Source organism: Limnovirga soli (assembly GCF_013106755.1).
GTDB classification, from domain to species: domain Bacteria; phylum Bacteroidota; class Bacteroidia; order Chitinophagales; family Chitinophagaceae; genus Limnovirga; species Limnovirga soli.
Window position 1 is genome coordinate 11,650 of record NZ_WHPF01000010.1, and the last position, 11,824, is coordinate 23,473.

At 39.2% G+C, this 11,824-nt stretch carries 13 protein-coding genes; 3 read left to right on the plus strand and 10 right to left on the minus strand.

Annotated features, from left to right (window positions below; translation table 11 throughout):
• Positions 1-68 precede the first annotated feature (68 nt).
• The 3 genes from GD597_RS14345 to GD597_RS14355 form a co-directional block, all read right to left on the minus strand.
• Positions 69-2,141, minus strand: a complete 2,073-nt coding sequence (locus GD597_RS14345) for a DUF4331 family protein (protein WP_171608576.1) — start codon at positions 2,139-2,141, stop codon at positions 69-71.
• A 405-nt stretch (positions 2,142-2,546) separates the two neighbouring features.
• Entirely contained in the window at positions 2,547-2,789 is a 243-nt protein-coding gene (locus GD597_RS14350; protein ID WP_171608577.1) for a hypothetical protein, read from the minus strand.
• The gene (locus tag GD597_RS14355) at positions 2,786-3,397 is read right to left on the minus strand and encodes an RNA polymerase sigma factor (RefSeq protein ID WP_171608578.1); all 612 of its coding nucleotides are present in this window, start codon (positions 3,395-3,397) and stop codon (positions 2,786-2,788) included. The genes GD597_RS14350 and GD597_RS14355 overlap by 4 nt, the downstream gene beginning before the upstream one ends.
• Positions 3,398-3,590: 193 nt before the next feature.
• Between GD597_RS14355 and GD597_RS14360 the strand changes: the two genes are divergently transcribed.
• Positions 3,591-4,412: a response regulator transcription factor gene (locus tag GD597_RS14360; protein WP_171608579.1), complete on the plus strand. Its 822-nt coding sequence runs from the start codon at positions 3,591-3,593 to the stop codon at positions 4,410-4,412.
• A 111-nt stretch (positions 4,413-4,523) separates the two neighbouring features.
• Entirely contained in the window at positions 4,524-5,144 is a 621-nt protein-coding gene (locus GD597_RS14365) for a CDP-alcohol phosphatidyltransferase family protein (RefSeq protein WP_235954308.1), read from the plus strand.
• A 154-nt stretch (positions 5,145-5,298) separates the two neighbouring features.
• On the opposite strand, the gene GD597_RS14370 is transcribed toward GD597_RS14365, so the two are convergent.
• On the minus strand, positions 5,299-7,896 hold the full coding sequence (locus tag GD597_RS14370; protein WP_235954309.1) for a zinc-dependent metalloprotease: 2,598 nt from the start codon (positions 7,894-7,896) through the stop codon (positions 5,299-5,301).
• Positions 7,897-7,916: 20 nt separating this feature from the next.
• Between GD597_RS14370 and GD597_RS14375 the strand changes: the two genes are divergently transcribed.
• Entirely contained in the window at positions 7,917-8,195 is a 279-nt protein-coding gene (locus GD597_RS14375; protein WP_171608580.1) for a hypothetical protein, read from the plus strand.
• Between the two features lie 121 nt (positions 8,196-8,316).
• Here the strand turns inward: GD597_RS14375 and rplI are convergent, their stop codons facing one another.
• The 6 genes from rplI to ruvX form a co-directional block, all read right to left on the minus strand.
• Positions 8,317-8,763: a 50S ribosomal protein L9 gene (gene rplI, locus GD597_RS14380; RefSeq protein ID WP_171608581.1), complete on the minus strand. Its 447-nt coding sequence runs from the start codon at positions 8,761-8,763 to the stop codon at positions 8,317-8,319.
• Positions 8,764-8,848: 85 nt separating this feature from the next.
• The gene (gene rpsR, locus GD597_RS21885) at positions 8,849-9,115 is read right to left on the minus strand and encodes a 30S ribosomal protein S18 (protein ID WP_216368590.1); all 267 of its coding nucleotides are present in this window, start codon (positions 9,113-9,115) and stop codon (positions 8,849-8,851) included.
• 3 nt (positions 9,116-9,118) lie between these two features.
• On the minus strand, positions 9,119-9,475 hold the full coding sequence (gene rpsF / locus GD597_RS21890) for a 30S ribosomal protein S6 (RefSeq protein ID WP_216368591.1): 357 nt from the start codon (positions 9,473-9,475) through the stop codon (positions 9,119-9,121).
• Positions 9,476-9,740: 265 nt separating this feature from the next.
• Positions 9,741-10,673 carry a hypothetical protein gene (locus GD597_RS14390; protein WP_171608582.1) on the minus strand — a complete coding sequence of 311 codons (933 nt, stop codon included), beginning with the start codon at positions 10,671-10,673 and terminating at the stop codon, positions 9,741-9,743.
• Positions 10,670-11,248, minus strand: a complete 579-nt coding sequence (def, locus tag GD597_RS14395; RefSeq protein ID WP_171608583.1) for a peptide deformylase — start codon at positions 11,246-11,248, stop codon at positions 10,670-10,672. Before def ends, GD597_RS14390 begins: the two co-directional genes overlap by 4 nt.
• 100 nt (positions 11,249-11,348) lie before the next feature.
• Positions 11,349-11,762, minus strand: coding sequence for a Holliday junction resolvase RuvX (gene ruvX / locus GD597_RS14400; RefSeq protein ID WP_171608585.1), 414 nt, complete (start codon positions 11,760-11,762; stop codon positions 11,349-11,351).
• Positions 11,763-11,824 lie beyond the last annotated feature (62 nt).

An 11,824-nucleotide genomic window follows, 5' to 3' on the forward strand; every position in this document is an offset into this window, starting at 1 on the left:
TACATTATTGCTGTTTAATACAATTATTTAAAGTAAGGCCGCAACATTAGTTGCGGCCTTTATACCTTTTATTGTTTTACAATACGCACACTTTGAGTAGCTGTACCATCAATGGATGTTTTGATAAAATAAATGCCTTTTGCAGTGGAACTTGCGTTCCAGCCTACATTATAAGTACCGGCCAACTGTTTTTGGTTAACCAGGTTTTTAATCAAAGTACCATTTGAGCTATACACACTTATTGAAACTGCTGCGGGCTTAGCCAACCTGTATTTTATGGTTGTAGCTGCAATAAATGGATTTGGAAATGCTGAAGCAATCAGCTGCGGTGCTGATACTTCGCTGCCAGTTATTGCTGCTTGTGCCGGAATTTGATAAGGTGCTGCCTGTGCTGCAGGTGTTGCACAACCACATTTACTATCAACGCCAGACCAAGGCAATGCTTCGTAAGGGAACTTAATTGAAATAGGCGCATCATTGGCATTAACACCTGTGTTATAACCTAATACATTCAATAGTTGTGGAGTAACCAAACTGGTGCCTGTATAATCATCGTAAGGCAAACCAATAGCTGCCAATGCAACACCGGCTACGGCCTGTAATTCTATACGGGTTACATCATCTTCCAAACGGCGGCCATTAGGGAAACCATCCATGTTTGGAATGAATTGAATATTGGTGTTTTGATTATAGTTGGTATCCAGTAAACCAGCAACAGCAGCGCTTATAATACCATCTGCACTAAAAGCAGGGTCATTACGCTGTGTAACAGGTACGGCCATATTAAGCCTTAGCATATCGCCACCATTTGGTAAGAAATTGTTGATGAAAGGCTTACCGGCTGCCAATGGATCGCCATTTTTACCTGTAGCCAACTGGTAAGGCCTTAGGTTAGGAACACCCGTATGAAAAATAGGCCAGATATCAACTGAACGCGGAGAACCCGGAGCAGGCAATAATAGCGTACCAAAAATTGCATCGTCTAAAGCGGTACCTGCAACAGCTGGTGTACCTTTTAGGCTATACAAGCCATCCTGCCCGTTACCAAAGCCGAATGAACCCAATGAATTTTTTTGTACACGTAAGGGCGCTAGTCCAGGTACGGCGCCACCAAACTGGGCATCGTCCATATATAAAGAAAGTTCAGGGTTGTAAAAGAAATTACCAAATTTGCTTAGGTTGGTAAGATCCTCATATGGAGTTAATGAATTCCAAAGATCCTTATAACCAATTGGCACAACGGCTTCGTTGGTTAAAGGCATACCCAATCTTGATACCTGTACCCAATCACCCGAATGTGTTTCGGTACCATCGCCATTTAATACACGCATGCTTTGTCTGCTGGCAGAAGCCCAAACACCAATTACATATTCGCCATCAAGTATATTGGCTGCCTGTCTTACATTTTTATGGTCTTTTTGTAATTCAGCAATATCAATTTGCAGGGCAATAGTAGAAACGTTTTTACAAGCCAATCCATCCGATGGTTTAGAACCTGTAGTACGTGGGGCGTCGCCCAAATCAAAGATACCACCAAGGTCTACAAAGAATGGGTCATCTACCGGACCGCAGAAAACTGTTTCACCGCTGCTGGCAGTAGTAATAGCTGCTTTAGCAAGGGTAGTATAGTTGGCTGCACCAAGACCGGTTGTTGATTGAATAGAGCGTGGCCCGATATTATACGGAGGCACCACCCCACCGGTTTTAACGGTTGTAAAACTTACACCGCCATTGGTGCTTTTTTCCATGGTATAGGTTGTCTTCAGATTTTCTTTACCAAGTCTTATGTTGAAAAAAGTGGTTGGGTCTTCGTTCACCTGTTTAAATGTAAAACGGTAAACAATATCATCGCCGGGTGTGGCAATATTGTTATCAATATGTATTTCGTAGCGGATATTGCTGCCAAACTGATAATAATTTGGGCCGCCAAAAGGTAATTGTGCACCATTGTAGTTGGCTATAATGGTTATTTTATTGGGCTTATCAGGGCTACGGAATGCATACAAATCGGTGTTATCTGCCAGCGGATCGTTGGCAATCATTGGTGCTTCCCGGTGGCTGGACGACATCAATAATAGGGATGCTCCCATTACCGCCGCAACAGGTAGCATACGCCATGTTTTGGTCATGTTTAGTTTCATTTTTTTTGTTTTAAGAATGATAGATAATAAAAGAGAAGCCGGGTGTTTTATTTCCGGTAGATTAACTGCAGTTGTTTAACATACGGGAACAGAAACGATTTAGTTTTCGGGTTGTAAAAAAAGTAGTTGGAATTTTTTTGGTAACCGGCAGTTGGTTATGAATGGAGCTTTACTTGCCACGCTCGGTTCAGGGTTCGGAGCAGTATTGAGCAATGATTGGCGCGAATAAAATACGCAGTACAATAGCTATAATACTACCCGAAATTTATTGTATGTTTTGTGGTGCTAAATATTTGCTGCTATATGGCAGGAACGCACAAGTGTGCGACGCAAGCAGTGATGCTATGTTGAAAATGCCGGGCTAATACAAAAATTTTTTGTACCCAGGGCAACAGACAAATTATATTAAGAATGGTTGGGATCTTTTTTATTAATGGCGTTCCAAATTTGTTTTTTAAGTACCTCTTTTCTGTGGGAAGTTTTTGAAGCGGCATAGTTTTCAAGGCCGGTTTGTAGTTGTTGTAATTGCTGTGCTATTGGTGGGTATTGGGTACACATTTGTTCTACATGTTTCATTTCCTGAGCGGATAAAACACCAAGGCAATAATCCTGTAATATTCCACTTTCTATAAATGCATCAATATTCATTCAATATATTTTTTTAATAGCAGCATTGCTTTACGTGCCCTGGTTTTTATAGTACCCGGGGGCATGTTAAGATATTTGGCTGCCTGATCGTATGTGTAACCGTAAAAGTAAATCAAGTCAATCACTTCGCTGTATTTAGGATCCAGCTTTTTTACAGCAAATCTTAATCCGTCGTCAGCATATTTTTGTTCAGCTAATTGTGCCGGGCAATTATTAGTAAAGAGTACCTCTTCGGGTAAATTTTTTCTCTGGTTATTATATTCTTTCGATCGTACATAATCTATTGCAGTATGGCGGGCAATTTTAATAAGCCAGGTGTAAAAACTGCCCTTTTGCGGGTTATACTGATGTATGTTTTTCCAAATTTTTATAAAGGTTTCCTGCAGCAAATCCTCCGTAACCGAAGTTTGCACCACAATAGTTTTAATGGCAATGAAGATGGCCTGATAAAATTTATCGTAAAGTAAGTTAAAGCCTTTTTCGCTGCCTTGTTTAACCATTGTCACCACATCTTCAACCGGGATATTGGTTTCTTCAATAAGCTCAACATAACTGTAAGCAGCAGGATTATGTGTATACTGTTCAGGTGATTGATTGGCAGATAACATAATGAAAATTTTATTGTTTTAGGTAAAGATGCGAACAGAACAAAAGTATTTTTATGATACCGGCAATGCAATAGCGAAAATCACCATTTTATGATCAATCTATTTTTAATAGCGCTTTCTAAAGGCTAAAGGTATATTTGTAGAAATAGACTATTAATAGCGAAAATCGCTATTTTATCCGCCGCCCAACTTTATGAATAATCCCCAAATTAAAAACACGATAGAGCGTTTGCAAAATGCAGATGTGTTATACAGGCGTATTGTAGCCCTATCTGAAAACTATTTTGAGAATGACGACATTGGTGAGATGGAAAGTTTTAAACGCGAGGCAGAATTATTGCTGCAAGGCGTTAGCGGTAATGATACGGTAATAGGCATTTTTAACCACCATACTTATTGCCCGGTGTTGGAAGTGGGTGCAAAAGAGTTTTGGGGCAACCTGCCCGAAGTACCTCAGCAGGAAAGGATGAGGCAGTTACTGGGATTGCTGGAAAAGCAATACAGTTCATTCACCACTGACTCTGTAAAATGGTTTACAGAAACACTTACAGCCATTCCATTTGAACAACGTATTAATTTACAAATTTTTCATTGTGGTATAAGGTACCGCTTACTAAACGACAAACCAATTTGCCTGTTTTCAAAAGGTCTGCCTTTGCATTATGATGAAAAACGTAATTTTTCTTTTACGTTTAATTATGTACAGAATGTTGCCCATTTACTTAAGAAAGATTTTCCCTATTATTGGGTTAGAGTTTCGCATGGAGCCAATAGTGAGTTTGTGCATGTGTTGCATTCTCAAAATAACGAATACACACATAAAGACCTGCTTAGCACACGTGAAAAGCAAATACTACAGTTAATTGCAGATGATTATGATACTAAGGAAATAGCGGAGCAACTATTTATAAGCGCAACTACAGTTGGTCACCACCGCAGCAATATGATTGAAAAAATTGGTGCAAGAGATTCTACCGCACTTGTACAAATAGCCAAAATGGCCGGCATGATTTAGCGCCCTTCATTTTATGATCAGCAGAGATTTTCTGTCAGCAAAATGCAGATGATATTCCCCATAAAAAATGGTAGCTTTCACCATTGCTATACTCTTTCTTTATTTTTAAGCATGGCAGGCACAAGAAATATGAAACAATTACCACTATTACTTATTTATACAAGGCTGGTACTTGGGCCTCTAATGATTTTGTGTAGTGCGTTAAAAGTTACTCACTATAATATTATTGCCATCAGCATAATTATCATTGGCGTATTGTCTGATATTTTTGACGGCATTATTGCAAGACGTTTACAAATTTCCACCCAACAACTAAGGCGGTTAGATTCAACCGCAGATCAGGTTTTTTTTATGGCAGTAGCCGTAGCTACCTATTTGCAATGCCCTGATTTTTTTAAAGCACATGCGCTGCAAATAGCCATATTACTGGGTTTTGAAGGATTAACCTATATTGTTTGTTTTATAAAATTTAAAAAAGAAATTGCCACCCATTCTATTGGTGCCAAGTTGTGGACATTGGTTTTATGCGCCACATTTATTGAAATTGTTTGGCATTGTCAATCGGCAATTTTCTTTGAAATATGTTTTTGGTTTGGGTTAGTAACCAGGCTGGAAATTATAGCCATCATTCTTACACTTAAGACCTGGACCAACGACGTGCCCACCATTTATCATGCACGGCAATTAAGGTTGGGGAAAGCTATAAAACGGCATAAATTATTTAACGGGTAATTGTAATTATTAGCTGCATTCTGCTGCTGTATTTGTACAAGTGTGCGACGCAAGTAAAGCCCAATAGCTATTCTTAAGCCGGGAACATAAAAATGTTGTTACAAAAAAAAGCGGGGCCTTTTGAGCCCCGCTGTACTTTATAGTAGTATGCTTTTTATTTTACGGTAGTAGCTTCATCTATCATATAGATTAGATTGGCCCTGTGCGCTTTGGTTTCTTCATTGGTAGCAACGGCTGTTGCAAGTTTAGCTTTTAGTTTTTTAAGTGTATTTCTGGCGGCAGCTTTAGCGATATCGTCGTACGAATTATCCGTTAATATAGAAGCCGCACCATCTACAAAAGTAGTTTGCAGGTATTGTCTGTATACATTTACGTTGCCGGTAATATCAGCATCAAAAATGGCTTTGGTAAGATCATTCATCACATCGGCCACGCTATATTGATTACCATATAAACGGGTATTGGTAATACGCTGTAAGGTTGCCGGGTGCAGCAAATGCATTAATGGCGCCACCTGAATATTTAAAATAGCAGCAGTAATTTTATAATCCTCTCCGGTAGCGGGTTGGTTATAACCACGGCGCTGCCATTGCATATAAGGTAATACCTGCGCATCTGTATCAAATGCATTGGGTGCAAAAATGTATTTGGCCAATACATCCATTGCTTTTTTCTGTTGTGCAAGTGGTACCGGCATATATGGCTTAGTTGTAGAATTTTGCTCAGGGAAACTCCTGTCTACATTTACTCCACCAATATAACGGCTAACTGCATTCACCATACTTAAACGCTGGCCATTAAGGGTGCCATAACGTGCCCTTATTTCAACATAAGAATGGCCGGTTTTGGTGTATTTACTTACCAGTTTACCCATTAAGCTGTTAACCAGTTTAAAGCGGTCTTCAGCATAGGCTACTGCATCATTGGTAAAATCGTTAACGTTTACACGAGGGTCCATTCCTTTACCTGGTGCACGCATATCATCAGCATCGTTACCAAATGCCAGTTTAGGATCGTTGCTACGGGAAAGAATGCCAGTAAGCTTAGCTTCTTCTTCATCTGCAGTAAAAGGGGTATATCCGTATTCTATGGCCCATAAATCGTAAGGACCAGCCAAAGTAGTATAGTAGTCGCCTTGTTTACTGCGGTCTAACGATACATTAATGGCCGGATAATCCATAACGGAACCCATAGTACCTATTTTGCGGGTTATTTCCAGATTATTCACTTCTGCAGGAGAAAGCATTTGGCTGGCTTTCATGTTATGGTTAAGTCCGAGGGTGTGCCCCATTTCGTGCATAATTAAATAAGTAAGAAACTCTTTATGCATTTCTTTAATTTCTGCTTCGGGGGCATTGGCAACCTGTAAAAAAGTTAATCCGGTAACATATTGTGCTCTTAACTCATTGGCTAATGTGCAATTGTCGTAAGCATCATTATTTACAATGGAGGGTAATTGCATTTTGTTATTGTCTTCTTTTTTGGCAAAGCCACTGGCGGTAGTACCGTTATATAATTCATCAAAAATAGGCGTGGCACTGCCGCTAAACCATTCTACTGTTATGTCGGCGCCTAATATCTGACCAGTACGTGGATTAACAAAGCTAGGGCCTATCGCACCATAGCTAGGTTGTGCAGATGCTACCCAGCGAATAACATTATAGCGTATATCGGCCGGATCCCATGTGGCGGTATCGGGCATAATGCGCATTTCAATAGCATTCTTAAAGCCGGCTTTTTCAAAGGCGGCATTCCATTTTAAACCCGCATCAATAATCGTTTGGCGGTATTCGTAAGGGGTGGTGTTTTCTACCCAATATACAATTGGTTCTACTGGTTCGCTTAAAGCCGCTGAAGGGTCTTTTTTAACCAGGTTCCAACGGTTAATCATGTCTTTATAAGGTACCGGACTAATACTGGTTTGATCGTTGCGTTGTTGCATAAAATAACCCACACGTGGGTCGTCTCTGCGGGCACGGAAATCGTTTTTAGGCATGGCAATAAAACTATGCTGCATGCGCACCCTTACATAACGGGGGTCTGTTATATCCAAACCACCAGATGCCAATGCATTTGGGTTATCATAGGCTAAATCTACTACCACGTCTGTATTATCCGGGAAAGAGCGTATTTCGGCATATTTTGATTTACCGGGGTTTAAACCACCCAGGTTAAATATAAAGGCCGAAAACTGACTAGGTGCCATCACCGGTTTTACGGGGTCTAATTTATCGCTGATAAACAAGCCATCGCCATTTACCAGATAGCCGGTAGAATCTTCTACCTGAATTTTATCCGCATAAAAAACTGCTTCGGGTTTATCTACATTCGCAGTTTTGCTTACCGGGTTGTTTTTATCATAATAAAAATCGGTATTTACAATAGAAAACTCCAGTTTATCAAAGGCTTTTTTAACCTGCAATACCAGGGTAACCCTATGCATGCTTTGGTTTAAGAAAAGGGAAGTAGGCCCATTGATGGAGAAACTTTGGTAAATAAATTCCTTTTGCAGCTGATCTTTTTTAATATACAGCTGTACACTACCGGTAGCTGTATCCTGATATAAAGTAAAAAAACCATCCAGCTTTTTAGAGCTTTTGGTTTTATCTTCTACCGATGGAGCTTTTTTGGGTGCTGCCTTAACCGAATCGGTAGCCGGTTTTACAACAACTGCATCTGATTTTTTTTGAGCAAAGAGCATAGTGGCTGGTAAAACCATTACCAATAGCAATGCATGCATATTTTTTCTCATAGTATGTAATTTGTTCAGTTGTGGAAGATAAGAGATTAATATATGCAACGCCATTTATATTGATAAAGGGTTTAGAAATAACAAATACGGTAAATGTTTCTGTTGTTTTTTGTGGGCCAGCCAGAAGTAATGCTATTGGGCTTTACTTGCCACGCTCGGTTCAGGGTTCCTCCTTTGTGGCGGCCTATATCAGGTATGTATATTTACCTATTTTAATTAATAAATCCATTGCCTTCTATAACCAAAACAATAAAACTGCTGATGCGCATTACCGCAGTATAAGTGTGCGACGCAAGTAAAGCCGCTGATACGTTAATTAGTCGGGCTAATAAAATGGCTTTCCTGGATTTATTTGCATCAGGCATGATCATAAAAAAAGCCCGTTGATAGTATCAACGGGCTTTTACAATAAGTATACTATTATTCGCTTACTACTTCAAATTCCAGCTCGGTATTATGACCGCTGCCAAAATCGATAGAAGCTTTATATGTACCCAATTCTTTAACATCATCTAAAATGGTGATGCGTTTACGGTCTATTTCGTAACCTTTCTGGTCGCGGATAGCACGTGAAATTTGTAAAGAAGTTACGCTACCAAAGATTTTGCCTGTAGTACCGGTTTTAGCACCAATTTTTACAGCACCTTCTTTAAGTACAGCAATAACTTTGTTAATCTCGGCCAGCATAGCTGCTTCTTTCTTAGCCTTTACTTTTAAATGCTCTTGTAATTGCTTAAGGTTTGAAGGATTAGCTTCAATAGCAAATTTTTGAGGTATTAAATAGTTACGGGCATAACCGTTTTTAACAGTAACCAGTTCGTTTTTGCCGCCCAGGTTATCTACATCCTGAATTAATATTACTTGCATAATGTTTGTTTTAGTTCCCAAGAGCCCAGTAAGTATACTGTCTCCCGAATGCCTTCGGGATTAGGGAATGGTGTACTAATAATGTTTATTTCAATAAATCTGTTACGAACGGTAACAAACTCATTTGACGTGCTTTTTTAATAGCATCAGACACTTTACGCTGATATTTTAAAGAGTTACCGCTTAAACGGCGTGGTAAAATTTTACCTTGCTCGTTAATAAACTTCTTTAAAAACTCAACATCTTTATAGTCGATGTATTTAATGCCGTACTTTTTAAAGCGGCAAAATTTCTTTTTTGGCTTCTCCTGCTTAATGGCAGTGAGGTATTTAATTTCGTTTGCTTTTGCCATGATTTAAGCCTCCACTGATTTTTGGTTACCGGTAGGTTCGCCATTTCTTTTTCTGCTGTTATACTCGACGGCGTATTTATCGAGTCTGGTAGCCATGTGACGCATAATTTGCTCGTCACGTAAAATCTGGATCTGTAACTTCTCATTGAAGCTGGATGGCGCACTGTACTCTAATACCCAGTAGATACCTGTAGTTTTCTTCTGGATAGGGTACGCCAGTGATTTTAATCCCCAAGGTTTGCTGTGCACAATAGATCCACCGTTTTCAGTTACAAAATCGGTGTACTTTTTCTGAGCGGCTTTGAAATCCTCTTCAGAAAGCACAGGGGTAAAAATCACCATCAATTCGTAATTGTTCATTTTCCCTGTTTTTTATTTAAAAATGTTGTTAATCCATCCCCCTTTTGTGGGATTTGGGCGGCGAAGGTAAGTTTATTTCTGGTATTTTATGCAACTAGCAGCTTAATTTTTAGCAACAATTGCCAAGAGGGGAAGATGTTTTCTACTGCTATACATAAATGCCTGTATTTCAATCCATAGAATTAAACTAGCCAGTTAAAAAGTATCCCGTGGCAGAGATACAATTCAATATAAATAATTGTGCTATAAGTTAGATTGTCAGTGCTTAGGGCTTAAAATCGAACAGCGTGGCAGTAAATGCACCCCGCTCCTTTTTCTTAAACAGCACGCCAAAATCTCCTTTATAACGCAATACCTGGGGTACCAGCAAATTTCCTACCCGCGTCATTTCAGCCTCCATATTTACGTGAAAATTATAAGCCCCGGCATTATAACTTAACACATAATTGCGGGCAAGTACCTCCAGGGTTTTATAATCAAACCAGGTGGTCATCTCATCTACCACAATATCATCTTTGCTAAACAAACCCAAATCGGTCTTGGGTTTTATAGAAAACACATAAGCAAAACTGCCCTTATAATCTATAAATGTTAGCCGGTAATCATATAATTTATGTGCCCTGTCATCATACAAATCCAGCTTATCACCAATAAAGGGAATACCAGGTATTTTTTTTCCGGGATTAAAAAAAAGCATTTTCAATTGCTCTTTATGTTTTTGAATACCGCTTTTGCCACTGGTGTTAAAGGCACGTCCGGTTACAATATTGTTTTCGCCACATATTTTGCCCTTGGTTAAAAATATGGATGCATACATTTCGCCGGTTAAATAATTGTAATCCCCTTTTTTATCAAAAAAATCTCCGGTAGTAGTTTCGTTTACTATTTTCATGGTGCGACAGCCGCTATCACGCAACTGGCGGGTTTTGCTACTCCAGCTGGCCTGTATGCCGCCAGCTTTATTTAAAATGCTTATATCATTATAAGCGGTATAATTTATGATGTGCAGGTTGCGAAAAGCTTTATAAAAACTGGTATCGTTTTTTATTCGTTTAAGAATTGATAAGTAATCCAGGTTATTGTGCACAATGGCTTCCGGCAAAATAATTTGTTGGTTCTCAAAAATAATGGCAGTATCCTGGGCGTTGGCAACACCAAATAAGACTAGCCACCCAACTACCAATAACCATTTTATCATTTGGGAAAAACCATTTTATAATCCACTTTAATTTTGCCCTTACTTATATCGGTAAGCTTGCCTTTCAGCATTTTCTTTTTAAGGGGTTTAAGGTAATCTATAAACAATTTACCTTCTATATGGTCGTATTCGTGCTGTATAATACGTGCAGTAATGCCTGTAAAAGTATCGGTATGAGGTACAAAATTTTCATCCAGGTACTCCAGTGTAACTTTTAGGGGGCGCATAACATCTTCCCTTATTTTAGGAATACTCAGGCAGCCTTCATTATAACTCCACTCATTACCTGTAAAGCCGGTAATATGAGCATTAATAAAAACCCCTTTAATACCCGGCTCATCAGGGTATTCGCCTTTTTCATCCTCGTCCTGGCCTTCAAAAATTTGCGCACTATCTAAAATAAACAAACGGATATCCTTGTTTATCTGAGGCGCCGCCAAACCAACCCCATTGCTCGAGTACATGGTTTCCCACATATCTGCCAGCAACTTATCCAGGTTAGGATAATCAGGAGTAATATCCGAACACACTTTTCTTAAAATTTCCGCTCCGTAAGCTACTATTGGTAAAATCATTGCTATATCTGGGTTTTCCCGCAGCCAGGAAAATGTTTTGTGATTAAAATAATGGCGAAGTTAATTTATTAGGCTTTAAATACACAGGTTTAGTAAAAGACTATTGATGCTGCACCAAATACTCCTGCAACATAATGGTTGCGGCAATCTCATCCACATTCTTTTTATTTTGCCTTTCCTTCTTTTTCATTCCCATTTGCAACATCGCCTCTTTTGCCATTTTAGAGGTATATCGCTCATCAACCGTTTCTACCGGTATACCCGGAAATTCTTTTACTAACTTCTTTATAAACTGGTGCACTAATGGAGTAGCATGTGTAGCAGAATCATCCAGGTTTCTGGGGTCGCCAATTAAAATCAGTTCTACAGTTTCCTGCAATACATACTTTTTTAAAAAAGGCATCAGGTCTTTTGTATCAACAGCGGTTAAGCCGCTGGCAATAATTTGCATAGGGTCTGTAACCGCCAAACCGGTTCTTTTTGCTCCATAATCAATACATAAAATTCTTGCCATATGCGCTTTATAATCAGAAAAAGTATTTTAATTTTTTGAGCCCTGCATTCAAACATATTTCA